The sequence below is a fragment of the Methylovorus sp. SPW-M1 genome (assembly GCF_053848825.1).
Window position 1 is genome coordinate 1525817 of record NZ_CM132626.1, and the last position, 23702, is coordinate 1549518.

General features: G+C 52.0%; 27 protein-coding genes. 3 read left to right on the forward strand and 24 right to left on the reverse strand.

Annotated elements, in window-relative coordinates:
• Positions 1–432: 432 nt before the first annotated feature.
• From ACWWD9_RS07200 to ACWWD9_RS07235, 8 genes are all read right to left on the reverse strand, one after another.
• Positions 433–723 carry a hypothetical protein gene (locus tag ACWWD9_RS07200; protein WP_455866594.1) on the reverse strand — a complete coding sequence of 97 codons (291 nt, stop codon included), beginning with the start codon at positions 721–723 and terminating at the stop codon, positions 433–435.
• Positions 724–1301: 578 nt separating this feature from the next.
• The gene (locus ACWWD9_RS07205) at positions 1302–2474 is read right to left on the reverse strand and encodes a zonular occludens toxin domain-containing protein (RefSeq protein ID WP_455866595.1); all 1173 of its coding nucleotides are present in this window, start codon (positions 2472–2474) and stop codon (positions 1302–1304) included.
• A complete protein-coding gene (locus ACWWD9_RS07210) occupies positions 2471–2770 on the reverse strand; it encodes a DUF2523 domain-containing protein (RefSeq protein ID WP_455866596.1) in 300 nt (99 codons plus the stop codon). Before ACWWD9_RS07210 ends, ACWWD9_RS07205 begins: the two co-directional genes overlap by 4 nt.
• Positions 2770–4128: a virulence factor TspB C-terminal domain-related protein gene (locus ACWWD9_RS07215; protein WP_455866597.1), complete on the reverse strand. Its 1359-nt coding sequence runs from the start codon at positions 4126–4128 to the stop codon at positions 2770–2772. The genes ACWWD9_RS07210 and ACWWD9_RS07215 overlap by 1 nt, the downstream gene beginning before the upstream one ends.
• A gap of 113 nt (positions 4129–4241) precedes the next feature.
• A complete protein-coding gene (locus ACWWD9_RS07220; RefSeq protein ID WP_455866598.1) occupies positions 4242–4442 on the reverse strand; it encodes a major capsid protein in 201 nt (66 codons plus the stop codon).
• Positions 4426–4767 carry a hypothetical protein gene (locus tag ACWWD9_RS07225; protein ID WP_455866599.1) on the reverse strand — a complete coding sequence of 114 codons (342 nt, stop codon included), beginning with the start codon at positions 4765–4767 and terminating at the stop codon, positions 4426–4428. The genes ACWWD9_RS07220 and ACWWD9_RS07225 overlap by 17 nt, the downstream gene beginning before the upstream one ends.
• A 1-nt stretch (position 4768) precedes the next feature.
• On the reverse strand, positions 4769–5638 hold the full coding sequence (locus ACWWD9_RS07230) for a rolling circle replication-associated protein (RefSeq protein ID WP_455866600.1): 870 nt from the start codon (positions 5636–5638) through the stop codon (positions 4769–4771).
• 75 nt (positions 5639–5713) lie between these two features.
• Positions 5714–5995, reverse strand: a complete 282-nt coding sequence (locus ACWWD9_RS07235) for a hypothetical protein (RefSeq protein WP_159355646.1) — start codon at positions 5993–5995, stop codon at positions 5714–5716.
• Positions 5996–6156: 161 nt separating this feature from the next.
• Here ACWWD9_RS07235 and ACWWD9_RS07240 point away from each other — a divergent pair, with 161 nt between their 5' ends.
• Both ACWWD9_RS07240 and ACWWD9_RS07245 read left to right on the forward strand, forming a co-directional pair.
• The gene (locus ACWWD9_RS07240; RefSeq protein ID WP_455866601.1) at positions 6157–6492 is read left to right on the forward strand and encodes a hypothetical protein; all 336 of its coding nucleotides are present in this window, start codon (positions 6157–6159) and stop codon (positions 6490–6492) included.
• Positions 6489–6845, forward strand: a complete 357-nt coding sequence (locus ACWWD9_RS07245) for a hypothetical protein (protein ID WP_455866602.1) — start codon at positions 6489–6491, stop codon at positions 6843–6845. The genes ACWWD9_RS07240 and ACWWD9_RS07245 overlap by 4 nt, the downstream gene beginning before the upstream one ends.
• Positions 6846–6913: 68 nt before the next feature.
• On the opposite strand, the gene ACWWD9_RS07250 is transcribed toward ACWWD9_RS07245, so the two are convergent.
• The 4 genes from ACWWD9_RS07250 to ACWWD9_RS07265 all read right to left on the reverse strand — a co-directional run bounded on the left by ACWWD9_RS07250 (position 6914) and on the right by ACWWD9_RS07265 (position 11328).
• Entirely contained in the window at positions 6914–7606 is a 693-nt protein-coding gene (locus ACWWD9_RS07250; RefSeq protein WP_455866603.1) for a PP2C family protein-serine/threonine phosphatase, read from the reverse strand.
• A 2-nt stretch (positions 7607–7608) separates the two neighbouring features.
• Complete coding sequence (locus tag ACWWD9_RS07255) at positions 7609–8919, reverse strand: serine/threonine-protein kinase (protein WP_455866604.1); 1311 nt, start codon at positions 8917–8919, stop codon at positions 7609–7611.
• A gap of 204 nt (positions 8920–9123) precedes the next feature.
• Complete coding sequence (locus tag ACWWD9_RS07260) at positions 9124–10008, reverse strand: dihydrodipicolinate synthase family protein (protein ID WP_455866605.1); 885 nt, start codon at positions 10006–10008, stop codon at positions 9124–9126.
• A gap of 789 nt (positions 10009–10797) precedes the next feature.
• Positions 10798–11328: a DUF4142 domain-containing protein gene (locus tag ACWWD9_RS07265; protein WP_013442194.1), complete on the reverse strand. Its 531-nt coding sequence runs from the start codon at positions 11326–11328 to the stop codon at positions 10798–10800.
• Between the two features lie 213 nt (positions 11329–11541).
• Between ACWWD9_RS07265 and ACWWD9_RS07270 the strand changes: the two genes are divergently transcribed.
• Entirely contained in the window at positions 11542–12021 is a 480-nt protein-coding gene (locus ACWWD9_RS07270) for an EF-hand domain-containing protein (protein WP_013442193.1), read from the forward strand.
• A gap of 144 nt (positions 12022–12165) precedes the next feature.
• On the opposite strand, the gene ACWWD9_RS07275 is transcribed toward ACWWD9_RS07270, so the two are convergent.
• From ACWWD9_RS07275 to ligA, 12 genes are all read right to left on the reverse strand, one after another.
• The gene (locus ACWWD9_RS07275) at positions 12166–12900 is read right to left on the reverse strand and encodes an endonuclease/exonuclease/phosphatase family protein (protein WP_455866606.1); all 735 of its coding nucleotides are present in this window, start codon (positions 12898–12900) and stop codon (positions 12166–12168) included.
• 73 nt (positions 12901–12973) lie between these two features.
• Positions 12974–15172, reverse strand: a complete 2199-nt coding sequence (locus ACWWD9_RS07280; RefSeq protein WP_455866607.1) for a VTT domain-containing protein — start codon at positions 15170–15172, stop codon at positions 12974–12976.
• Between the two features lie 12 nt (positions 15173–15184).
• Positions 15185–15478, reverse strand: a complete 294-nt coding sequence (locus tag ACWWD9_RS07285) for a hypothetical protein (protein ID WP_159355654.1) — start codon at positions 15476–15478, stop codon at positions 15185–15187.
• Positions 15479–15600: 122 nt separating this feature from the next.
• Positions 15601–16218 (reverse strand): cation transporter, encoded by a 618-nt coding sequence (locus ACWWD9_RS07290; RefSeq protein WP_455866608.1) that lies wholly within the window; start codon positions 16216–16218, stop codon positions 15601–15603.
• Positions 16219–16252: 34 nt separating this feature from the next.
• A complete protein-coding gene (locus tag ACWWD9_RS07295; protein WP_455866609.1) occupies positions 16253–16585 on the reverse strand; it encodes a YnfA family protein in 333 nt (110 codons plus the stop codon).
• A gap of 105 nt (positions 16586–16690) precedes the next feature.
• Positions 16691–17368, reverse strand: a complete 678-nt coding sequence (locus ACWWD9_RS07300; RefSeq protein WP_159355657.1) for a mechanosensitive ion channel family protein — start codon at positions 17366–17368, stop codon at positions 16691–16693.
• 217 nt (positions 17369–17585) lie between these two features.
• Entirely contained in the window at positions 17586–18089 is a 504-nt protein-coding gene (locus ACWWD9_RS07305; protein ID WP_455866610.1) for an HvfX family Cu-binding RiPP maturation protein, read from the reverse strand.
• 59 nt (positions 18090–18148) lie between these two features.
• On the reverse strand, positions 18149–18760 hold the full coding sequence (locus ACWWD9_RS07310; RefSeq protein ID WP_455866611.1) for a sulfite oxidase heme-binding subunit YedZ: 612 nt from the start codon (positions 18758–18760) through the stop codon (positions 18149–18151).
• Between the two features lie 2 nt (positions 18761–18762).
• Positions 18763–19734, reverse strand: a complete 972-nt coding sequence (msrP, locus tag ACWWD9_RS07315; protein ID WP_455868144.1) for a protein-methionine-sulfoxide reductase catalytic subunit MsrP — start codon at positions 19732–19734, stop codon at positions 18763–18765.
• A gap of 122 nt (positions 19735–19856) precedes the next feature.
• Positions 19857–20774, reverse strand: a complete 918-nt coding sequence (locus ACWWD9_RS07320; RefSeq protein WP_455866612.1) for a tetratricopeptide repeat protein — start codon at positions 20772–20774, stop codon at positions 19857–19859.
• Between the two features lie 2 nt (positions 20775–20776).
• Positions 20777–21601 carry a 3'(2'),5'-bisphosphate nucleotidase CysQ gene (gene cysQ, locus ACWWD9_RS07325; protein ID WP_455866613.1) on the reverse strand — a complete coding sequence of 275 codons (825 nt, stop codon included), beginning with the start codon at positions 21599–21601 and terminating at the stop codon, positions 20777–20779.
• Entirely contained in the window at positions 21591–23702 is a 2112-nt protein-coding gene (gene ligA / locus ACWWD9_RS07330) for an NAD-dependent DNA ligase LigA (protein WP_455866614.1), read from the reverse strand. Before ligA ends, cysQ begins: the two co-directional genes overlap by 11 nt.

Sequence of the window (23702 nt, forward strand, 5' to 3'; positions counted from 1 at the left end):
TACATAATCAAATATTTACACGAAATATCCAATACCTCAACAAGTTATTGATTTATATATATAAGTACAATAAATATTGTATTTCATATGTGTAAATTCCAAAGATTATGCAACAAGCATATCTACGTTTTATGCTGGAGTCGTTGCGCCGATAAATAGTAAATCTTAGGCATCAACGCAACATGTCTAAATATACGATTGATGCGTATAATGTATATTATGTTAAATCAAGTCAGGAGATGCCGGAGGCGGCAAACGATGAAGAATATGAGGCTCACTTAACTATGTAATAACTGATACACCCACTCGGGGTTGATAATGAATATTACCGATAGTACAAATAAAACGAACGAAATGATAAAAACTAGAATTAAGGCGATTAGTAGTCTGTGTTCTAGATTTTGCTTTTTTGAAGGATAGTCCTTATTCCGGTTACGATTCATTGATTTCGCACTCCTCTAACACTGACAAACTATCCATTAACAAACCGTCAGCAAAGACCATGAGATAAGGATGCATTTCAGCATCATGTATTACTTTAAGAATCTTTCTTCTGCCATCCTCAGTTATATAGAAAACGTGCCCCTTGCTAATAGAGCGGATTACTACGGCTACAGGCTCATACCATTTTTCACCATTGCCATCTATTCCCCCAAGGTGAGTAACATTTTTAAAGTTCCCCGTCCCTTTTTTTGTAGCACACCGAACGTGATAACAATTCATAAGAAATCCCATAGTAAAGATAGTTATTATGTTTTGTTTTTATTGTGAATTTACATTTTAAGTATTAGCCTCTTAATCTCCCTAGTCAATAACCATTTCACATAAATGGTAAAGACAATTGGACGACCGGGGAATCTAAAATTTCAGCAAGCCTTTTCCGTGAAGTGGTATTCAAACTTACCAAATAACGACATGCAGCATTTACAAGGTTCTCCGATAGGCCGGCTTCAACGAGCCTCAATTTTTCCATACGAATTTTGCGATAGTATTTACGCCGTTTAGCTTTATCACGTCCTTCAACGCGAATATGCCAATAATAGTTTTTTAGATTGTTTGCCCACTCTGGCGGGTCATACTCTCCGCGATGATGAAATCCCTGCACTATCTACGCCCTTTTCTTTTTATTGTGTCCTTGGCCGCAGGGATTCCGAATAGGAAAAGCTCACGCTGGTTGTATTGTGTCCGTAATATAAATCTAGACGGCGCTTCGCGCCGGACTACCGTCTCGTCACGAAGACGCCATCCAGACACCCAAAAAAAAGCGCCTTTCGGCGCTGTGAGTAACCATCCCAGCATGATCAACTACCCGTAGCGTATGGCTGGGGTTGATTCGGGTAGCGGTTTTGAGATTGCGATTCACGCACTCGATTCGACGGGCTACGGGCTGATTCCTGATCCTGTGCAGGATTAGGAATCACGGCTACCGCCGCGGGCCCTACCGTCTCACCCTGCGGGCGCTGCGCGTCGCTCAGTGCGTTCTGATCCTGCTCACGTTTGTTGAGGGTGTATTGGTCTTTAGCGTACTTAGACGAGCCATCATCGAAATCCTGAAACATTCCGTTTTCGACAAACTGAAGACAAACAGCCTCATCCATGGTGATTTTTGTGCCCTGTTGAGTGTACGCGGTACACCTACCCCGAATTAACACGGCAGCGGCGATTCTGGGGGCCATGACGGGCTTGGTGATGTCGTCATACTTAGGAGCAGTGAACGGCAGATCAGGCACCCTTGGCCGCTGGGATTCACCCCATGTATAAACGGACTTTTCCGATCGGAAGCCATGCGAATCAGGGAAGGGCGCCCCGCCCTGCTCCATCGGCAACAGATCCTTGTTGTTTTCCAGAACATGCCCTTGCACGCCGCCGTGCAGCACGGTGTAACCGTAGTAAAGGAGTGCAATGACAAGTAACGGCAGGACGACCATCAACACTAAGCGCATAGGGATACGCTTTTTGACGGTGTGCATATCGGCGGACTTATACCAACCGTAGACTTCCTTGGGGTAAACGAAATGGGTCTCTATGCTATTTTTGGTGGACTTGTCGACGTTCTCCCGGACCTTGTGGAACTCGTGAATTTTCGACTTGGCAAAGCCGAAGAACCGCTCAACGTGATAGTGATAATTGACCAGGCGTCGCAAGTTGGAATCGACCAGCATAGGGTGCTGGGTGATCAAATACAGGTCATGCCCATCGTGGCGATGTGTTTCAAGCTGGCTAACGTGTAATGGCACTTGAGAACCTACAGCACGCGGCCGAAACGTAGACTGACATTCATCAATCACGATAATGGCACCCTTGGGGCACTCAACCCATTTATCGGCCGATTCCATCAACTGCCAATCGAGCGTTAATTCAGGGATGCCATGATAGAACACCGGGCGCTGTTCCTTGTCCGCCCGGTCCTTGACCTTCTTAAGGGTATACAGGCTCTTTCCAGAGCCGGGCAAGCCTGTAATCAGATGAATCATTTCGTCACCATCTTCGTAATACTGCCACCCTGCAAGCCCATGATTGCGTACTTAGCCACCACGGCCGAGGCGATCACGGATAGCGATTCACCGAGCCGCAGCATACCGACCGCACCGATCAGTTGAGGCGGGACACTGGTTAGCATGGCCAGCGCGTCAGACTTGATCGACGCAATGAGCAGATCAATGCCCTGATACGTGATAAACGAGATACCCAAGGCAACCAACACACGGCCAACAAGGGACTTTATGGACAGGGCAAGAGCGCCCCACAACATCGAGATAAAGGCAGGCATTAGACGATGACTCCGGCAACGATACGAAGGGCGGCCATATACGACAGGGCCAAGAAGATATAACCAAGCGCCTCAAAGAACGGGCACCAGTCAGACAGGGGAAGCGTGGCGCTCTGCCCCATCAAGGTGACAGTCAAATCAGTAAAGCAGCTCGCCGAAATAGGGCTGGAATTGTCCAAGCTGGACTGGACGTTAACGTGTTCACGGTTCGAGCTGTCGGCAGGATTAGGGGTGGTATCCGTACCATTTGTCATTGCCTCACCAAGGGCTTTGGCCGTGGCATTTTCCTTAAACCACTCGCAGTTACGCCGGGCTTGTTCCTTGGCCATGGCGCACTGGATCGCATCGCCCTTGCACGCGACAGCATCGCATGCGCCAGAGATATCGGAATCAGTGGCCGCCTTGCACTGCGCAGCCGTGGGATTCTCAGCGCAATAGCTGGTCTGGCTGACTGTTTTCGTTTCGGTCTTCGTTTCCTTGGTGCCGTCTTCATTGGTCTTTTCTGTCGTGGTGACGACAACCACGGTGCCATCACCGTTGAAAGTGGCGCTTGAATTGGAAGTGGTATTGCTGGAGCTACTCCCGGTCGGGTTGCCGTTGGCATCCTTGGTCGAGCTATTCGAGCTGGAAGAGGAATTGTTTTTGGTGGTGACAGGTTGCGAGCCTTGGGAGCCAGCCGAAACGCACGAGGTTACGCCACCCACACTGATATAGCTTTTGCCCTGGGACATGCAGTTAGCCTCAGGCGTAGGGGCGCTGTTATTTGTGGGGGCCGAGCAATTTACGCCTGTTCCGCTGCCATATTGCCCCACGCAAGCGCCCTGCCCGTTTGTCAGCTTGACGCACATATCAACAGAGATGGAATAGGTGCAATTATTGAGGCAATCGGACGAGCCATCCGAGCCGAAGTATTTAGAGCCAGTGACGCCGGAAACATAGCCCGACTGACATGCAGCACCGCAGGAGCCGTCAGGGAGGCGAACTTGACCCGAAGGGCAAGCAGCGACTGTACAAGTGGGAGGTGTAGCGGAAGAATTCAGCGTGCCGCCAGCAGGGCAGTAATACTCACGATTACCGATATTGAAAGCACCACGGGCAGTGCCATTACCGCTAAGGTAAATCGTCTGGACAGTTGAGCTAGCAAGCGTACAACTTGATGTGCTGGAATAACCCCAACCGTAAAGCGCACCATGCCATTGACCGAACTGGACGCAGCCGGCTTGCATATCCGTAAAGTAAGCTTCGGAATTTGAGCTGGTCGATATTTTGTAGCGCACTTGCGCGGGGATCGTGTCGGCATAGACAGCCGCAGAAAACAGCAGGAAAAGAGCCAGAATTAGGCGGAGAAAATGAGCCATAGTGCCCCCAGTAAACCAAGCATTACCAACCATCCATCCATATCCCCTACCCCTTTAAGAAAAAAGGCCCGGAGGGCTTAGAAGCTCCGGGCCGATTGGTCTCAATCGTGCAATTAACCGCCGTGCACCATGGAGAACACTTTCTTGACACCCCATACAGCCAAGATAGCGCCACCAATGGCAGTTACAGCTGCCACACCATCGCCCAGAGCGGTAGTTGCAGCAGTTACATCGATAGCAGCTTGCGAGGAAGTGGCTACAACACCCAGAGCCAAGCCAGTTGCACGAACGTACATGTTATTGATCAGCTTCATTTGAATTTCCTTTACTTTTAAGTTGAGAGATAACGGCCCGGAATACCGCGCCAATTGCCCACAGTAGCGCTATGCCAGCCGCTATCTGTTGACCCTGTTCGACCGTCAGGGACCATGCGCCCGAGGTCAATTCTTGAGGCTGTGCGATGACGTAAACACAGCTTGTTATGTCCGTAGGTTGCGGGCTGGTTACTTGATACTGCCCTGCCCCGATATCTGTTAGGCACTCGGCGGCGTTGGCATCTGCCATACCCCAAGCAAATGTAAAAGCCGCTCCAAAAATCAGGCCGATGGTGAAAAAAGCAAAAGATCGGATCAGCCGCATATCAAACCTCTTGAATGCCCCGTATTACGAGCAAATCCATGCCCTTATTCCAGATCGATATGTCTCGAATGCCACGCTGATAAGCCAATTGGGTCGTCATGGCAGCAGCCGCGCCAAATTGGGAATCTGAATCAGTGGCAGAAAAGGCACCGAAGAAAAACCGTGTAACTTTTGGCTTATCTATGCCCCGGCTGCATTTATATCGACGCTCGCCAAGCTCACGATCATGCTCAAAGGTCTTACTGATGTACTTGGTGAGATAGTTGGATAGCTCTTGAGCGCGATAGACAGGTGAAGCGCCAGAAAAGCGCTTTTTACGGTATTGAAGATCAACCTGCCCTTTTGTGTTTTCGCCTGTGTCCGTGGCATTGCCACCAATGGCGACATACCAGCATGAGCGAATATGGGCGAGGTCTTGTTTACCAACACAAGCCACATGCATATGAAGAGCGCCCCGCTCTTGATACTCTTTCACTGCGACATATTGCCAATCGGGGTAACGCTCACGCACCAGACGGATAAATCTAGTGAAATCACGGTTTAACTTGTCCGAATCCTGCATGTTTTCGCGGTAGACAAGGGTTAGCAGATGATCGGCACCAATGGTGCGAATACGGAAGCTGACTTGCTGGCGTGCGCGGCGCTCTGCCCTTCTAAGGTTCTCTTCCTTAGCGGCTTCTATTTCCTCGTCAGTCTTGGGGACTGAAGGCCCCCTAAGTCCAAGGGAGCGGCTTTTTCTCAGTTCATCCATGGGATTAACTAGCCTTTGCACAATTTCAACAAGCCCTGATTTAAATTCCCGGATAGTTACTTGATAATCCGGTAAGGCGTTGTATTCATAAGTTAAATTACCGTGTAAAATATCTTGCATGTTTCAGCGTTTCCTAACTAAACGTTGAGATTAGAAAGGCCAGTGAGGTGCGAACTCATTGGCCTTTTGTTTTTTCTACGATTGCTTGCGCACTTCCTGTGCTGGGGTTGCAGGCGTAATGCCTGTAATCACAAACTCAACGCGACCGCGATCACCTGCGCGGGGGCTGACATCCACCATGTAAGAACCTGGCATCAAGCCTTTGAGGGTGTCTTCATCTGCATAAACGCTATGATTGCCGGCAATTTCGCCAGTCCAAATTTGAAGGGTTCGACGGTGCCATGCACCACCGCTGCGAGCTGTGCCGCTTTCAATCTCACCTACGCCTAGAACTTGTACTTTCAACTGTGTCGCCATTTTTAAACGCTCCTATGAGGTACCGCCCTTTTGAAATTAGGCCCCTTTCGTCGGCGGTTTAACGTGGGGATATGAAATTTCATACAAATGTATAAGAAAATTCTTATCTTGTAAAGAAATTTCTTATATAAGAAGATTCTTAAAAAAGAGGGGGAGTAGCTATGAAGTGGATAGCAGGTGCAATAGCAGTTCTGGCTTTAATACTGATAATCAACGAACCCAAATATAGACGGCATGAAGAAGCTATAAATAGATTCATGGAACAAAGCACAAATGTGTCCGCAGAAATGAAAAGGCAAGCGGAGCAGTCTCGGGTCAATAGCTACAATGCGGAAAAAATTAAGCTTTTTGTGCCTGGAAGAGATTCAAAGACATGCATGGAAATTTTAGAGGTTAATGAAATTAATAACCGTGTAGTCGAATGCAATAAAGATCATTACGTTGAAATGCGACGGGATGAAGTTACTGACTTTAAGAAAGAACAGAGGCTGCCATGAACTCATACGAGCTAGTTAAAATTGCAAAAACCAAGCAAGGTATTGAGAGTGATCGAGCATTCGCCATAAACAATGGCTTCACCGTCCAGAATATATCGGACTGGAAAGCAGGGCGAGCAATACCTAATGCAAGAAACTTTCTGAAGCTTGCAACATGCGCAGAAATGTCTATTGATGAAGCTTTAAGGTTTGCAGAAGAAATGGAAGCAGCTAGATTTAAGCAGGCGGGATATTCAAACTTAACAATGATGGGAACCTTAACGGGCTTGTCATTACTTGCAGTGACACACTCTCCTGCTCTTGCTGGACTTATCGCAGTGAGCAGCGCCGCGACTGTATATTATGTTAAATAAAGAAGGTATGCTAAGCGACTTGCTTTAAGGATATGGAAAGGTCGTTCTCTAGAGAGGCTCACGTATTTTTAAAACTCAATTCCAACTAATGTGTAATTATCGTTTGTGCCCGCTTCATTAACTTTGAGCAGGATTTGATCACAACATTTTGCAAAATCTTTAAAGGCGGCAGAGAGTGAATAAATTTCACGCTTGCTTATTGCAGTATAAATCCCATCGGTCAGCAACAATAATCTATCGCCAGGCTGAACATCAAACGAAAAAGATTGCACGAGCGGGGAGTCAGAGTATCCGATTGCGCTGGTTAATACATTTTTTCTAGGATAGTCAGCTACGGTTTCTTTGGTTAATAATCCTTCCTCAAGCAACATGGCAACTTCAGTCTGGTCTTGAGTGAGCTGCTTTATGCCCTTCCCCCTTAAGATATATGCTCGTGAGTCACCACAATGTACGCCCATGAGAAACTGATCAGTAATTGAAACGGCGGTTAAAGTTGTAGCCATCCCCATAAGTGTCGGGGATTCCAAGCCCATTTTTAATAACAACGCATGGGCTTCATAAGCAGAAGCCTCAAGAGATTTGCTATTAAGGAAGCCATCCATAATGAGATCAATTGTTGTTTTTGAGGCTATTTCACCCCCATTATTCCCTCCAACGCCATCAGCTACAGCTGCAAGAGTCTTATTGGCAATAGTCTCCAAGCAAAAATAATCTTGATTAAAATTACGAGGGCCTTTATCACTAATTGCAAAAGTTTGCACAATCAACACACCTGAGCAAGGGTTGAAATCAATACTGGGTGCAACGCGGATCGATTAACCCCAATAGAGCGCTCTAAATGTGCAATTGCCCTACAAACTGCGCCTTTCATAACACGAAATTCGACACTTAGTCTTTTTGCTAAATTTTGGTCCATAGATGAGTCGCATTGAGTGAAGAACTTACGTTCGACGTACCAGCGATTATGTGTGGTTCCCATTATAAGTAACGCAATAAGCACATCAGATTTAACACCTAAGTCATTGATACCATTAAACAACTCAAGTCTATTCGCAATACCATCGCATGTATCAAAGTCAAACGACCCTTCCCTCACCCATTTCGTATAAGCTGAAGCAAGGCGGTAAGCAATATCTGGATAGTTATTGATGATTTCGGCTAACTTTGCTTGAGAGAGATTTTTTAAGAGGGTAAATGTATCGGTTGAAGGGTGATGTTTGTCAATGAAACGAACAATTCGCTCCCATGTAGGACGATCTAATGAGGCAGTACCATTAAGCATAGAAATATAATCGGCAACTTGAGGCGGGGTGCTTGCAATAGATCCGATTGTGCCTAATGAAAGTATTGCTTCACGAAGATCTCCAATTGATTCAAAACGACGTGCAGGATCTCTTCTTGTGCAAGCGCTAAAGATATCTCCATAAAATCCGGTCTCATTTATTTCATTACAAGGAACCCGAGCAGCAGTTCCAAAAAAATCATGCAAGATACAACCTACTGAATAGATATCTGAACGAGCTGAAGCCCGGCGTAAATCGCCAACAATCTCAGGGGCAGTATACCAATCCGAGCCCATCATCATGCCGGTTTGTGTTAAAACCGAAACTTGGGTGGCCTGAAGGGAAATTAAGCCAAAATCACTGATTACGTATCTAGATACCCCGTCAGATCCAACAATTTTAAGGACATTCTGAGGCTTTAAGTCTCTATGGCTGATATCCATGCTATGGAGTTCTTCAAGCCCGGAAAGAATATCCATAATGGCCTGCAAGGCGTGTCCATTAAGGTTTTTATCTTGCTGAATGTCAGCCTCTAAGGTAGATAAAGCGAGAGGCATTACATAAGATGGGGGATCAGCCTCAAGGTTCTTGCTAAGAACTGGCATTATATTAGGATGAGATATAGCCGCTTGAACCTCCGCCTCACGTATAAATCGTTTTTTTACGTTGTCCGCAAGTTCCGCTGAGAAATTCGGCTGATTGATATGAAAAACTTTCTGTGCAAATCTATTCCCTGCGCCATCAATAACCTCATAGACATCTCCAAATCCCCCTTGACCGATTAGCCGCATTTATTAGATACCTCGAATGGATATTTTGGAAATACCCATATTGTATATGCTTAGAAGGCATAATCGAAGCAAGGGGGAATGGGGTCATTATGAATTTATTTGAGTTCCGTGATCGTTACCGTGGTTGAATTTAGATAAAAACCGTTTAAAAGCAAACTCATTTGCCGCGGGCCCTACCGTCTCACCCTGCGGGCGCTTTGTGGTCTATAACAAATCCGCAATGCAGGCGCTTAATCGTTGCCGCTCTTCCCCACTCAGCGATTTAATTGGCAATGGCAGGCTGGGGGCTTTCACCAACCCTTTTAATTCGGCGATGGTGGCGATGACGCGCAGGCTGCCGTAGCGGCGGAAGAACGCCCAGATGGGCTCCAGGGCGGTGGATAGGCGGTTGACTTCATCGATATCGCCCCGCTGCGATGCTTTGACTATTGCCAGGATAGGTAATGGGAACAAGCCACCAAGCACGGAATACCAGGCTTCGCAGCCTGCGATCAGGCCTGTGGCGCCGGAGTGGTCACCGCTGATGCCTATCGTCACATGATGGGGTATATGCGCGCGCAGGCGTGCAACGCGCTCTTTGGCTTCATCAAGATGGTTTGAGAGCGGCGGGATTTTGATGGAGGCGATGTTGGGCAAGGCGGCGATGCGGCCATGCAACACGTCGCTGAATTCAAAATGGGTGGTGGTGGGGTTGTCGTACACGCAGATCGGGATCGAGCTATGTTGGCTGACGGCCTGATAATGCGCGAACACTTCGTCTTCCGTGAGCTTTTGATAAGAAACCGGGGCTAACAGCAGGCCGTTGGCGCCGGCTTTTTGAGCATCTTCGGCGAGTTTCAGGACATCTTTGGTACGCAATGCGCCTATGCCAACCACCACGGGCGTGCCTTGGGCGCTCTCCACTGCCAGTCGGGTGACCAGATTCCGCTCTTCGCGGTTGAGATAGGCATAGCTGCCGGTGGACCCCAATACGCCTATGGAATTTACTTGGGCCTGGGCAAGCCTGCTCACCAATTGGCTGAAGGCGTTTTCATCGATGGATACTTCGTCCATGGGGGTTAACGGGAAGGCGCTCAAACCTGTAAACATGGCGAAACTTTCTATGCGCGTAAATGCGTCATTTTAGCTTTCTAAAGCCAACTTCAGGGGCTTGCGTAGTGCTAATTGGCCCGTGCGCACTGCTCCACCCCTCAAAAAGCATATTTAATTGAAAAAACCTTTAAAAATAAGTTGCTTAAATGTGATTTGTCATAGTGAAACGGAAATTTCAGGCCTATATTGAACGCTAGCTTCCGATGAAGGCAGCTAACTTATAACCAGAGAGCGTATTGTCGAAATTTATCCAGGCAGATCATTAGACCTAAGGCGTGAGCGTCGGGGTCTATCCAAATCTGCATAGCTTCATGACAAGCTGAGAATTTTGAAGGGTTCAATATTGCAGGGAGTGCTGGTCCTTAAATGCGTTAAGGAAAGGTGGCTCTTATGAAAAATGAGAGACAAGCACGTGATTCAAATGGTACCCAGAAACAGAGCTGGGGGTTTGCTGGGCCGATTTTTCTTTTTATTGTCTTGTGTCTGATATTTTCACTACGCTGGATCTATTAGCCACATGTTGCAGGTCAACAAAAGCCCCAAATATGGGGCTTTTGTTTTGAGCATCAGGGGGATCTTGCCGCAGTGCAGGTCCGAGCCGCAAATCATGATGCTAATGGCGTATGCCGCCAGGCCCTGTAGGCGCCAACCGGGAGTTGCTGTAGGGTGAATTTGCAAGGCCGCCTGCCACGATGCATGGCAGGCAGACAATAAAAAGCTCGCCCATATAAGCTGCATGAGCGAGTGGAGAAAACACTCCGCCATGTGCGGCGAAGAGTCTAGAGATTAATCGTCGGTGCTGGCTTTGAGCTTCTTCGCCTCTGCCAGGTGATGCTTCAAGCCAGGCAGCATTTTGTTGGCGAATTGTTTTACATCGGCATCGTCGGCATTCTTCGCGGTTTTTTCAAACAGCTCGACGGTATCCTTGTGCGCAGCCACGCCTATGGATTCGGCATATTCCTCGTCAAAATCCTTGCCATCCTTGGTGGAGAGCAGCTTGGCCTTGGCTTTTTGCATCAGGCTAGGCTCCGTGGGGATTTCCACGCCCTTGGTTTTGGCGAGTGCGCTCAGCGCGGCATATGCCTCGGTGTGATCCTTGATCATCTGGTCGGCAAACTTCAATACCTGAGGGTTTTTGGATTTGCTCTTGGCCATTTCACTGGCGGCGATTTCGGCTTTGTTGGCCTGGGCAGCGTTTTCAAAGAAATTTTTGTCGCTCATCGATACATCCGCGGCACAGGCCTGGTGGATAGTACTCAATGTCATCAAGCCAACCAGCGTGCAGACGGATAGCAGTTTCATTCGGGTGAGACTCATGGTGTTCTCCTTGGTTATAGTGGCGGGCACAGTGACAAGGTACGCGGCTTATCTATTAGGGGTCATCGGGGAGTGTCCGATTTGTCTGTGGGATAAATCCGCCTTTTCAGTTGCCACTGGTAATCCCATCCCAAAGTTATGTAAGGGAAAGGTCATGGGGGCGACTAACGCATGTAACACCCTATCAATTCCCATACTTTGGAGATTTAAAAAATGAAAACATGTACAACTTCTGCCGGACTGATTGCCGCTACCCTGCTTGGCGCACTATTCACCACTGCTGCCGTGGCTGCTGACCCCATGCTGAGCACCGGAGGATATGCGACTGAAATGCATAAGATGGAAATGATGAAAATGCTGGATGCGGATGGCAATCACATGGTCACCAAAAGTGAGTTTGATCGCTATTACTCCAGTATTTTTGATGAGCTGGACAAGAATAAGGATGGCAATCTGGACGCTACTGAATGGGCTGGTACCAAGGCTACTGAGCAAATCAGCATTGCCACCGGTGGATATAGTCGTGAGCTGCGATCAATGAAGATGATGTCTATGGTGGATAAAAACAATGACCACAAAGTCTCAAAAGATGAGTTTATTGCTTATCACGACATGTTATTCAAGGCCATGGACAAGTCAGGAGACAATCAGATTGACGGCCAGGAATGGCTGGCAAAACAGACGGGCAACTGATAGGTCTAACCTGCTCAAGGTGGCGATCGGCCCCTTGAGCACTAACTGAAACTACTCCTGAAACTCATCAAAAGTCAGATGGCGCAGGATATGCCTCCCGGCTATATCTGCGCTTCTTTCGAGAGCAACTTTTTGCCTGCCAAGTCAGGTTCGCTTTTCCGGCCAAGGTTCTGGCCACTCAAGTTCAATCACAATCGGCAAGTGATCTGACAGTCTTCGGATATCGTTGCCATGGATGCGATGCGCGGTGATTTTGATACCTTCCGCCTCGTACCACACCCTATCCAGCCGCAACACCGGGCACAGGGAAGGGAAAGTCGCCTTGCAGGGCACCGGCGTCAAATGACCATCCAGAAAGCGCAGCAAGGCAGAGGGGCGTTGCCATTCGTTGATGTCGCCCATTAGCAGCAAGGGGCTTTTGGTCTCCTCCTCCACCGCTTGTATCAGCCGTATCAGGTTACGCGCCTCGCTGCGCCGTTCGTAGATCGAGAGCGAGAGATGAGTGCCGATCACACGCAGATTGCCATGCGGGCCTGCAATCAGTGCATCGGCCGCCATGCGCGGCTCTAGGCTGGGCCGGGTTTCCAGGTTGTGAATCAGCCCGCGCACGATGGGATAACGGCTGACGATGAGATTGCCATACCAGCCCTGCCCTTCCAGCATGCTGGGGCAGATCAGGTGAAACGGGCGCTCCGGCCCCGCCAGGCGTTCAACATCATCTGGCTGGCCACCCCGTGAGGGGCGCGTTTCCATCTCCTGAATCACCCCTGCATCAATATCCAGACGCTGCATGAGATGGTGTATGCGCTGGAGATCGCGCTGACCATCCAGACTGCGCCCGCCATGGATGTTGAAGCACAGCAACCGCATACGACTCATAGGCAAACAGCCCTTGCATGGCATGCAGGCAGATAGCGCCAAGCGTATTGGCAGGCGACAAGCATGATGCGGCTCATTTTGCTGCTGTCTGCCAGTGTTTGGCGGCCAGATGACTCAGCACGATGATGAGTATCCAGGCCAGCAGCCCGCCGCCCAGCAGCAGCATGTTGTGCATGTCCGGATGCTTCCAGAATGAGAGTGCCGATTGCCCCAATAACACGGAGACGGCAGTACCGGGCAGCATGCCCAGTGCCGTGGCCGCCATCAGCCGCCAGAAAGGCACATTCATCATGCCCAGCGCCAGGTTAACCACAGTGTAAGGCGCAATCGGCACCAGCCGCAGCAAGGTAAGTCCGACCAGGCCGCCCTTGTCCGCGTAATGCGCGATATTTTTCGCATAGCGGCCGGTGAGCGCGCGCAGCGAATCTTCCCCCAGCTGCTTGCCAGCAAAAAAACCGATGATGCAGCTCACCAGCGAGCCAAGCATGGCAATCAGAAACGCCTCCAGTGGTGGAAACACAATCACCACGGTGGCGGTCATGATCATGTGCGGAAAGAAAATCAGCGTGCCGACGATATAAGCCGCCATGCCGGCCGGGAATGCCCATGCCGTGTTTTTCACTTTCTCCAGCAAGGGGACGATTTTTTCCGGAGTGGCGTATTCGCTCAGCGGCGTGACTTTCCAGGCCAGCACCAAGGCGATGATCGCCAGCACGGCAATCACCAGCTTGGGCGGGATGGACGCCCTGAACTGTTTGCGCTGCCCACGCGATGTGATCAGCCGCGGCAACAAGGGATGCGCAGGATCGGCCAGCCAGGTGGCGATGCGCGAAAAGCGCTCATGGCGATAGGCTTCGTCATTAATACGGCGCAGATGCTGGCGGCTATGCGGAATATCCTCCAGAAATGTCTGCACGCTGGCACCGCTGGAGATCAGCTGCTGAATATCGTCTAACTCGCGGCCGGTGTGCTCGCGTATCAGGTCATTGCGCATGCCGGCAATCGCCTGTTGCGTAGCCTCATCATGGGCCTCAAACATAAGGTCGCATTCGGTATCCAGCGTCATGGAGCGGCGGTTGATATTGCTGGAGCCCACGCGCAGGTAGTGGTCATCCACAACCATCAGTTTGGAATGGATGCGGATGGCTTTTTCTTCGCCATGCTCGCTGCTGGCTGGATATGCCATGACTACGCGATCCTCAACTCCACCGTCTTCCAGCAGTTCCTTGAAGTGCACGCGCCCGGTGTACATGGATTTACGTTCCATGATGCCCTGCGGCCGGTCGCAGCTGATCAGCAGTGCACGCAGGCCAGGACGTTCCTTCAGCCGTTTGTTGAGCGCCCGAGCAATGTCTTTCTGCGTGAAAAACTGGTTTTCCATGTAGATGAACTGTTCGGCGCGGGCAATCATGTCCAGGTAAAGCTGCTTGATCTGGGTACGCACGGGCTGACGCAGGAAGGCGGGTTGCGTTAGTGCCACGGCGGTGCGGATATTGGTTAAAGCGGGCTTGGCAAACTTGGGCCAGACAGCTGGCAAGGCATCGCTGTCGGGCATGCGGGTGGGAATGGCGTGCTTGCCAGTGGCTTGATGCCATCGCTCGCGTACCAGCGTTGCCAGCGGCTGCACAACCGGCCCGGCCACCACGGCCTGAATATCATGGTAAGGCCCGAACTCCTTTTTGGCGCCCAGTTTGAGGGTGCCATCCGGGTCTACCCGCCGATCATCCTCGGTATGGTGTTCGCGCTTGTCCCAGCGGGCGATGGCGACATCCATGCCGCCACAAAAGGCAAGCTCATCATCTACCACCACCACTTTCTGATGATGGCTGGCGCCCAGTGGCAGCTGGCCATCGAACACGAAGTGGATATTGTCGGCGTCCTGCCATTTCCATTTGAATTCGGAAAAGCTCTCGCGCTCGGCGGCCAGAAACACCGAATAATTCCAGCGGTTGAGGTAGATCTGGATCGCCGGATTCTGCCCGGCTTTCCAGGTCAGCAGCTCATATAGCATGGGTGGGCAGCTGGCACTGGCGGCCTCTTCGCCGCGCAACAGCTCAATGCGGCTGTCGATATCCCACCCCAGTATGAAAATGCTGTGGCGGGCTTCGCAAATGGCGTGATACAGCGCGCGATAGTAATTGGCGCAATCTACCAGCAGCGCAGCGTGCGTGGCTTGCGCGGCATGCCAGCTATTGGCGTCGTGCAGCTGCATGGGCTGCGCGGGCTTGGCGTGTTCAGTATCCGGCAACTTGGTGTCCTCCCAGGCATCCACGGTCGGCTGCGCCTATTGTTTGGTCGATGGGGTGGGCTGGTGGATGTCCGTGCCTGGCTTGGTGCTGCGATCAGGCTGATCTTCTTGCGGCATGCGCGGCGGCACAATCACGCTTTTGTGCTCTTGCGGGTGTGCAGGGGGAATGGTCACGCTTTTGCTATCAGCGCTGCATGGCGGTTTGCTGGTGGCGGATGATTGGTCACAGGGCGGCAGTGTACTGCCCGAGGGATCGGCCGCATGGCTGACGGAGATCATCGCCATCAGGCACAACGATGCTGCAAACAAGCATAAACGTAGCATGGGCATGGTGGGCTCCAGTCAGGTGAATGTCATGAAAAACATGCCTTATGGCAGAAGCCATGCCTGTATGAAAAGCCAGGCGCCTTACAGTTCCGCTTGCGCTTGTCAGACGATCTTTATGAAACGCCTCATGCAGCGCTTCTCAGCGCATGCCATGCCGCTGCCAGCACCCTGGCAGATGAGCTGATCAGGAGCACGGAGAGCGCCAGGCCGACTACCAGATCTGGCCAGGCTGAGTTAAACAGCCACACGGCACCCGCAGCCACGATCACAGCGAGATTGGTGGCAATGTCATTGCGGGAGCAGGCCCAGACCGACGACATGTTGATGTCATCACTGCGGTGCTTCCAGAGCAGGAACAGGCACAGGCTATTCGCCAGCAGTGACAGCACACCTATGCCGCCCATGGCGTCAAACAGTGGCAATGCTGGCACAAACAGCCGGTAGATCACCTGCCCCAGCACAAACAGGCCTGCCAGCAGAATGAGGCCGCCCTTGAATAAAGCCACCACGGCCTTTTCGCGCGCGCTACGCGAGACTACATACAGGCTGAGCGCATAGGTCAGCGCATCGCCCAGGTTATCCAGGCTATCGGAAAGTAACGCGGTGGAATGGGCCAGCCAGCCTGCGACGAACACCACCACGAACATGGTGGCATTGATGCCAAGCACGATCTTCAGGGTTTTGCTCTGGCGCTGCTTCAGCGCCTCGATGGCACACGATGTGCCATGACAACAATCTGCCATGCGTCACCTCCTGTTATGAAAGTCCCCTGCCCGCTCAGGCGGCTCTGGGGGCAAACATGATGATGGCCATGCCGCACAGGGCAATGCCTGCGCCCAGCAGATCCCAGCCCGTAGGTCGTATGCCATCAACTTGCCACAGCCAGACGATGGCGACGGCAATATACACCCCGCCATAGGCGGCATACACCCGCCCTGCTGCCGTCGGATGCAGGGAAAGCAGCCAGGCAAACAGGGCGAGTGACAGCGCTGCAGGCAGCAGCAACCAGGCGCTTTTGCCCTTGCTTAAGTACAGATATGGCAGGTAGCAGCCCACAATCTCGGCTAGCGCGGTCAGCACAAACAATAAAAAGGTCGTGAGCGGATTCATATGGGATGGGTCAGGTTAAGCCTTGAATATACCTGCATTTTGCCCGGCTTGCGGACAATAAAAAAGCGCCCGCAGGCGCTTTCAGGAGTACCACAACCAGCAGGCTTACTTCTGGTTTTTGTTTTTCTGGAAGTTTTCGATAATGCCAGCGGCCCACTCTTTGCCACCCAAGCCAAAGGCAATCGCCAGCGCCAGGAAAATGGCACCGAATACGATGACGAACAGCGACGTCAGTAATTGCGTGCCGATATCCAGCTGCTCAAGGGCCACAAACATGGCCAGGATCTGGATGCCATATTCGGCCGAGGTGCTGATGGCGAGCGCACCGCTGAACTTGATGCCGTGCAGCCATGCAAATACCAGGCGGTTAACAAAGCGGGCCAGCAAGGTACCAAACAGCAGCACCAGAATGGCGATGATGATCTTGGGCAGGTAGTTCGCCAGCTGGTGCAGCATCACGGCCACTTCGTTCAGGCCCAGGGCATTGGCACCGGTGATAACGAACAGCAGGATGACCAGCCAGTAAACCACCTGGCTGATGACGCCGCTGAGCGTCAGGTCGAATTCACTGTGCTTGAGGAAGGCTTCAAGGCCGGATTTGTCAGCGAATTTATCGAAATGGGTGAACTCAAGGACGCGCTTGACGCCGACACAGGCGATTTTTGCCAGTACCCAGCCAAAAAACAGGATCACCATGACGGCTAACAACTTGGGGAAAAATGTCGCGACCTGACCCCAGAACTGATTGAGAGACGATAAAAAGATATCGATCTGAGTTTGCATTGGATCCTCCTAAATATGTATTGCGAGATACCTTGAATACCGCTAAGGCCGCAGCTGTGGAATGGATGTTGTGCTGCGTAGACTCAAAAAAGCCGAGCTGCATTTTGGCGCAATTAGTCCCATCTCGCAATAAACTTAGGGCTTTATCATTTCATTTTACTTTAGGTTTTAATCCTATCCATATGTAAATATTGAAAATAAAAATATTAATATGGGCTTATTTAAACAAGCGGCGCTGTAGCAGGTGATCCAGGCTGAGGGTGCCTGCCCCGCGGAACAATAGCGGCAGGAACATGACAATGTATAGCAGCGGCAGCTTGTAATTGCCCAGGCCATCGCCGTTTTCGTCGATGATGCGGTAACCGGTGAGCAACTCACGCAGGCTGTGCCATTCGGCTGGCCAATGCACGGCGGCAATAGCAACGATGGTCAGGATGATAAGGGAGAGACTGATAAAGCGAGTGGCCAGCCCCAGCACCAGCAGCGCGGCCCCACCCAGCTCAAACCAGGTGGCGATCTGCCAGCTGGCTTCTGGCGGTAACAGGCTGAATGGAAAAGGAAAGCTCACGTCAGCAAACCAGTTGCTGCCCATGAGCTTTTCAGACCCGGCCTCGCCGAATTCCCACGCCAGGATCAGGCGCAGTACCAGCGGCGGCAAGGCATCGCCTATGCGGTTGCTGATGTGTTGAAAGGATTGGTAAACGCGTAAAGAAGTCGACATTGGATTCCCCTTGTAAATAGTGAGTGTTACAAGGCTTAGTCGAGCTGGCGCGCCTATCCTTACACCATCTGCCCTTTTCTTTTGCGCAGGCTGAACACCAGGCGTATTGCCAGTAACGCCGCCAGCACCAGGGCATACAGCATGGGCTCGGTGATGTCTTTTTTCACCAGCCACCAGAAATGCAGCACGGCAAAGATGGCGACCAGATACACCAGGCGATGCAGGGTCTTCCAGCGCTGGCGCAGGCGCTTGATCATGGCATTGCTCGATGTCAGCGCCAGTGGCACGCTGAGCACGAATGCCGCAAACCCCACCAGCACATACGGGTGCTTGATGATGTCTTTGGCAATTTCCTGCCAATCAAACCAGTGATCCAGCCAGACATAGGTGGTGATGTGCAGACAGGCATAAAAAAACATGAAAAGCCCGGCCATGCGCCGCAATTGCACCGGCCATGCCGTGCCCGTCAGCAGCCGTAATGGTGTGAATGACAAGGTGACCAGCAGGATGACCAGGGCCCAGGTACCGGTAGACCGCTCGATGAATTCGATGGGGTTGGCGCCAAGGTCATCATGCATGCCCAGCCACAGCAGGCGGGCCAGCGGAATGAGCGCGAGCAGAAACAGGCCGGCCTTGAGCAGGCCCAGCTGTTTTCGATTGGGTGGGAGCATGGTTAGAAGTTCTTGCGCAAATCCATGCCGCTATACAAGTGTGCAACCTGCTCGGCGTAGCCATTGAACATCTGCGTCTTGATGCGTGGCGAGAATACGCTGCCACCGATGCGACGCTCTGAGGCTTGCGTCCAGCGCGGATGGTCCACGGTCGGGTTCACATTGGCATAAAAGCCATATTCGCGCGGCCCGGCTTTTACCCAGGTGGTTTGCGGCATGGTTTCGCGAAAGCGGATTTTGACGATGGCCTTGGCGCCTTTGAAGCCATATTTCCATGGCACCACCAATCGCAGCGGTGCGCCATTCTGATTGGGCAGCACCTCGCCATAGAGACCTACGGCGAGAATAGTGAGTGGATTCATGGCTTCATCCATGCGCAGGCCTTCGGTATAAGGCCAATCGAGGATAGGCACGCGGGCGCCTGGCATCCTGAGTGAATCATCCAGCGTGACAAATTCCACGAACTTGGCATTGGCAGTGGGCTCGGCCCATTTGATCAGTTGTGCCAGCGGCAAGCCCACCCAGGGGATGACCATGGACCAGCCCTCAACACAGCGCATGCGATAGATGCGCTCTTCCAGCGGGGCGATTTTCAGGATGTCTTCGAGATTGACCGTGCGCGGATTTTTTACTTCGCCCTCAATGGCAACACTCCATGGCGTGGGCTTGAACAGCTTGGAGTGCTCTGCCGGATCGCTCTTGCTGGTGCCAAACTCGTAGTAATTGTTGTAGGTGGTGACGTCGTCATACGGGGTGAGTTTTTCATCGGCCCCGTAAGCGGTTTTGGTATAGCCCGTGAGTTTTTTACGCTGCTCGGCAGCGGCCCAGGCCTGCCTGGGTAGCAGGCCATAACCAGCGGCTGCCGTTGCCAGCAGACCAAAACCGGCGGCCTTGATGAATTGCCGCCTGTCCTGATACACGCTTTGCGGGGTGATTTCGGAGGGGGTGATATCGGATTGTTTGCCTATCAGCATCATGATGCTCCTGCGTAAACCTGCCTGTGGGTCGGAATAAGTCCAGCAGCAAGCTGCCTGGCTTACCCCTTAGTCGTACAGAAAGCGAAGGCCTTACATTTTCATCAGGCCCACGTAAAAATTTACGGCCGTGGCAAGCTTTGCTGGCTACGGGCGATCTCATCCCCCAGGCGCTCGGCACCAATGTCTTGCGTAATGTGCTGGGCATCGGCCAGCAACTGACGGGCTTCTTCCGGATGCTTGCTGGCGGCCTTGGCCTGTGCCAGGTAGTAATAACCCTTGGCTTCCCAGTAGGCGCCGCCCTGATCCTTGGCGATCTTGATCACCTTCTGGATATATTTTTCAGCATTGGGATAGTCCTTTGCCACGGTGTAAATGCGGCCAAGTTCAAGGTTGGCATCACAGAACTGGTCCATATCCCCTGCCCGCTCCTGCATCAGCACGGCCTTGAGCTGGTATTCCACTGCCTGGTCGTGTTGCTGCAGGCTGCTGTAGGTAGAGGCAATGCGCGCAAAGCCATCGGCACGTTCGTTGTCGTTCGCCGCCAGGCCGCTACCTTGCAGATAGTGCTGCAGGCCACCCTTGAGGTCTCCGGAAGCGACCAGAGTATCGCCAATCAGGTTGAGGTCTATGCGCTGGAAATTGGCATCGTTGGCGATTTTGGCGAGGGCCAGACTTTGCTGGTAAGCCGCCAGTGCTTCGGGATAGCGCTGGGCGCTTTTTTGCACATTGCCTATTAAGGTCAGCGCGATGATGTGTTCCATGGGGGTGGTCGACAGCTTTTCCGCGGCCATCAGGGCATTGATGGCCTGATCAAACTGGCCGGTACCGCCGTGTGCACGGCCCTTGCAAAGCAAGGCCTGACGGTTGGATTTATCCTGCTTCAACACCTGCTCGGCAAAGGCCAGCGCCTTGGAGGCATCGCCCTCGCCTATGGCGCGGTTACAGGCGGCAATTTTCTCCGCCAGATTTTCATCTCCGGCCTGGGCCAGCGTACTGGCGGCCACCATCACTGCAAACAAAAAGACTCTTAAACGCATCGTTATTCCAGATAAAGTTGCCAGGCATGCGGCGTGGCGCCACATGCGAAAAATTCAGGATTCAGCAGGCTTTCCTTGCTGTTATAGATCAGCCTGTTGCCTGCCATATCCACCAGATGTCCGCCCGCTTGCTCCAGCACACACTGGCCAGCCGCGGTATCCCATTCCGAGGTCAATCCCAGCCGGGGATAAACATCTGCCCGCCCTTCTGCCACCAGACAGATTTTAAGGGAGCTGCCGATAGAGATTACCTGCGGAGGCGAATAGTTCCGGCTGAGCTGGTCCATAAAATGTTGCATACGGACCTGGCTGTGCGAACGACTGCCGGCGATGGTGATGTGGGGTAAGGCCAGCGCACGAGCATGAATCTGTCGTGGCTCGCTTTGGTCTGCCTGGTGAAAGGCACCTGCGCCCTGCGCTGCATAGTAAAGATCACCGGTGACGGGCGCGTAGACGACGCCCAGTATCGAAATACCCTCATGGATCAGCGCAATGTTGACGGTGAATTCGCCATTGCGCTTGATGAACTCGCGCGTGCCATCCAGCGGGTCCACCAGCCAGTAATGTTGCCATTGCTGCCTGACGAAGTAAGGTGCCAGCACTGATTCTTCTGATAGTACGGGCAGTTGCCAGGGCAAGGCACTAAGGCCTTTTTCGATGACCTCGTGTGCGGCCAGGTCGGCCGCTGTAACGGGTGACGCATCTGCTTTGCGGGTGACTGAAAACTCGCCCTGATACACCTCCATGATCGCCTTGCCAGCTTCTTTTGCGATGCGGATGACGTCCGGCAGGAGCGCCTGCAAGGCGATGGGCGTATCAGTCGTCATGGCTGGCCTGCTTGTCCTCCAGCAGTGCCATCAGGCCGCTTTCATCAATCACGGCAACACCCAGCTCCTGCGCCTTGGTGAGCTTGCTGCCAGCTTCTTCACCGGCGACCACAAAATCGGTTTTCTTGGAAACGCTGCCTGCTACCTTGCCGCCTGCAGCTTCAATCAAGGCCTTGGCCTGATCGCGCGACATGGTGGGTAGCGTGCCGGTGAGCACCAGGGTTTTTTGACTCAAGACTCCAGACGCGCTTGAAAGACCAGCAGCATTGCCTGTCATCTGGGATTCAAAACGCAAGAACTTTAATAGATCAGTTATTACAGTTTGATTATGACTTTCTGAAAAGAAAGTCACTATTGATTTCGCGACTATAGGGCCTACGTCTTGGATGTTTTGTAACGCTTCAACATCAGCATTTTTTAAGGCATCGATAGAAGGAAAATGACGAGCTAAATCTTTTGCAGTTGCTTCACCAACGTTCCTTATACCCAAAGCATAAATGAACCGCTCGAGGGGTTGGGATTTACTCTTCTCAACAGCATTCAATATATTTTGAGCTGACTTTTCTCCCATCCGATCCAGCGACGTCAATATAGTTTTGTCTAGGTTGTAAATATCCGCAAGCGTTTGAATATGTAGGCCATCTACCAATTGACTAACCAGCTTCTCCCCTAAGCCCTCAATATCCATCGCTCGCCGGGAGGCAAAATGCAGCACTGCCTGTTTGCGCTGGGCTGAACAAAAGAGACCGCCCGTGCAGCGTGCAACCGCTTCATCTTCTTCCCTGACGACATGCGAGCCGCACACTGGGCATTGATAGTTAATGGCTTCCAGCAAACGATAGGCAACGGAATTGGCTGGGCGCTTGTCCAGCACCACGGCCACGATTTCCGGGATCACATCCCCTGCCCTGCGCACGCTGACGGTATCGCCCACGCGCACATCCTTGCGGTCGATTTCATCCTGATTATGCAAGGTGGCGTTGGTGACGGTGACGCCGCCGACAAATACCGGCTTCAGGCGCGCGACGGGCGTGATGGCGCCAGTGCGGCCTACTTGAACATCAATGGCCAGTACTTCGGTCAGCGCCTCTTGTGCCGGAAATTTATGCGCCACTGCCCAGCGTGGGGCGCGCGACACAAACCCCAGTTCGTTTTGCTGGGCGATGCTATTGACCTTGTAGACCACGCCATCAATATCAAACGGCAGACTGGTGCGAGCCGCGCCTATGCGGCTGTAGTAGTCAAGCAACCCTTCCAGCCCCTTCACGGTGGCGCGCTGGTTACAGACAGGTAGGCTTAGCGATGCCAGATAGTCCATTGCCGCTGTATGGGTGGGGAGGCTTGGTACGCCCTCAGCAATGCCCATGCCATAAGCAAAGAACGTTAGATGCCGCTTAGCGGTAATGGCAGGGTCAAGCTGACGCAGGCTGCCTGCGGCAGCATTCCGTGGATTGACAAACAGCTTTTCACCGCAGTTAGCTTGCTGGCGGTTCAGTCTGTCAAAATCTCGTTTCAGCATCAGCACTTCGCCGCGGACTTCAATCAGTTTGGGAGGATTTTCTGCATTCAATAGTTTGGGGATATTGCGTATGGTACGCAGGTTGGAGGTGACGTCCTCCCCCTTGTAACCATCGCCACGAGTAGCCCCCTGTACGAAGAGGCCGTTTTCATAGGTCAGCGTGATGGCCAGGCCGTCAAACTTGGGCTCCACTGCGTATTCCACCTGCGTAATGCCCAGTGCATCACGGATACGCTTGTCAAAGGCGGTCAGCTCGCTTTCCTCAAACGCATTGTTGAGCGAGAGCATGGCCTGCCGGTGCTGCACTTTGGCAAAGGCCTTGAGCGGCGATGCGCCTACGCGTTGCGTGGGGGAATCCGGCGTGAGCAGCTCGGGGTGAGCGTGCTCCAGCGCCTGCAATTCGCGAAACAGCCTGTCGTATTCGCTATCCGGAACGCTGGGGTCATCCAGCACATAGTACTGATAATTGTAGAGATTGATCTGCTCGCGCAGCTGGCGGATCTGGACCTCTGGCGTGGCAGAGGTCTCGGTGGCTGGTGCATTGTCAAACAATGCTCCCTGGCTGGGGTCTGGCTTCGTCAT

What these genes read in the sequence shown, in the direction of transcription:
- ACWWD9_RS07200 (WP_455866594.1), bottom strand. Translation starts at nt 723, where the DNA reads ATGAATTGTTATCACGTTCGGTGTGCTACAAAAAAAGGGACGGGGAAC.
- ACWWD9_RS07205 (WP_455866595.1), bottom strand. Translation starts at nt 2,474, where the DNA reads ATGATTCATCTGATTACAGGCTTGCCCGGCTCTGGAAAGAGCCTGTAT.
- ACWWD9_RS07210 (WP_455866596.1), bottom strand. Translation starts at nt 2,770, where the DNA reads ATGCCTGCCTTTATCTCGATGTTGTGGGGCGCTCTTGCCCTGTCCATA.
- ACWWD9_RS07215 (WP_455866597.1), bottom strand. Translation starts at nt 4,128, where the DNA reads ATGGCTCATTTTCTCCGCCTAATTCTGGCTCTTTTCCTGCTGTTTTCT.
- ACWWD9_RS07220 (WP_455866598.1), bottom strand. Translation starts at nt 4,442, where the DNA reads ATGAAGCTGATCAATAACATGTACGTTCGTGCAACTGGCTTGGCTCTG.
- ACWWD9_RS07225 (WP_455866599.1), bottom strand. Translation starts at nt 4,767, where the DNA reads ATGCGGCTGATCCGATCTTTTGCTTTTTTCACCATCGGCCTGATTTTT.
- ACWWD9_RS07230 (WP_455866600.1), bottom strand. Translation starts at nt 5,638, where the DNA reads ATGCAAGATATTTTACACGGTAATTTAACTTATGAATACAACGCCTTA.
- ACWWD9_RS07235 (WP_159355646.1), bottom strand. Translation starts at nt 5,995, where the DNA reads ATGGCGACACAGTTGAAAGTACAAGTTCTAGGCGTAGGTGAGATTGAA.
- ACWWD9_RS07240 (WP_455866601.1), top strand. Translation starts at nt 6,157, where the DNA reads ATGAAGTGGATAGCAGGTGCAATAGCAGTTCTGGCTTTAATACTGATA.
- ACWWD9_RS07245 (WP_455866602.1), top strand. Translation starts at nt 6,489, where the DNA reads ATGAACTCATACGAGCTAGTTAAAATTGCAAAAACCAAGCAAGGTATT.
- ACWWD9_RS07255 (WP_455866604.1), bottom strand. Translation starts at nt 8,919, where the DNA reads ATGCGGCTAATCGGTCAAGGGGGATTTGGAGATGTCTATGAGGTTATT.
- ACWWD9_RS07260 (WP_455866605.1), bottom strand. Translation starts at nt 10,008, where the DNA reads ATGTTTACAGGTTTGAGCGCCTTCCCGTTAACCCCCATGGACGAAGTA.
- ACWWD9_RS07265 (WP_013442194.1), bottom strand. Translation starts at nt 11,328, where the DNA reads ATGAGTCTCACCCGAATGAAACTGCTATCCGTCTGCACGCTGGTTGGC.
- ACWWD9_RS07270 (WP_013442193.1), top strand. Translation starts at nt 11,542, where the DNA reads ATGAAAACATGTACAACTTCTGCCGGACTGATTGCCGCTACCCTGCTT.
- ACWWD9_RS07275 (WP_455866606.1), bottom strand. Translation starts at nt 12,900, where the DNA reads ATGAGTCGTATGCGGTTGCTGTGCTTCAACATCCATGGCGGGCGCAGT.
- ACWWD9_RS07285 (WP_159355654.1), bottom strand. Translation starts at nt 15,478, where the DNA reads ATGCCCATGCTACGTTTATGCTTGTTTGCAGCATCGTTGTGCCTGATG.
- ACWWD9_RS07290 (WP_455866608.1), bottom strand. Translation starts at nt 16,218, where the DNA reads ATGGCAGATTGTTGTCATGGCACATCGTGTGCCATCGAGGCGCTGAAG.
- ACWWD9_RS07295 (WP_455866609.1), bottom strand. Translation starts at nt 16,585, where the DNA reads ATGAATCCGCTCACGACCTTTTTATTGTTTGTGCTGACCGCGCTAGCC.
- ACWWD9_RS07300 (WP_159355657.1), bottom strand. Translation starts at nt 17,368, where the DNA reads ATGCAAACTCAGATCGATATCTTTTTATCGTCTCTCAATCAGTTCTGG.
- ACWWD9_RS07305 (WP_455866610.1), bottom strand. Translation starts at nt 18,089, where the DNA reads ATGTCGACTTCTTTACGCGTTTACCAATCCTTTCAACACATCAGCAAC.
- ACWWD9_RS07310 (WP_455866611.1), bottom strand. Translation starts at nt 18,760, where the DNA reads ATGCTCCCACCCAATCGAAAACAGCTGGGCCTGCTCAAGGCCGGCCTG.
- msrP (WP_455868144.1), bottom strand. Translation starts at nt 19,734, where the DNA reads ATGCTGATAGGCAAACAATCCGATATCACCCCCTCCGAAATCACCCCG.
- ACWWD9_RS07320 (WP_455866612.1), bottom strand. Translation starts at nt 20,774, where the DNA reads ATGCGTTTAAGAGTCTTTTTGTTTGCAGTGATGGTGGCCGCCAGTACG.
- cysQ (WP_455866613.1), bottom strand. Translation starts at nt 21,601, where the DNA reads ATGACGACTGATACGCCCATCGCCTTGCAGGCGCTCCTGCCGGACGTC.
- ligA (WP_455866614.1), bottom strand. Translation starts at nt 23,702, where the DNA reads ATGACGAAGCCAGACCCCAGCCAGGGAGCATTGTTTGACAATGCACCA.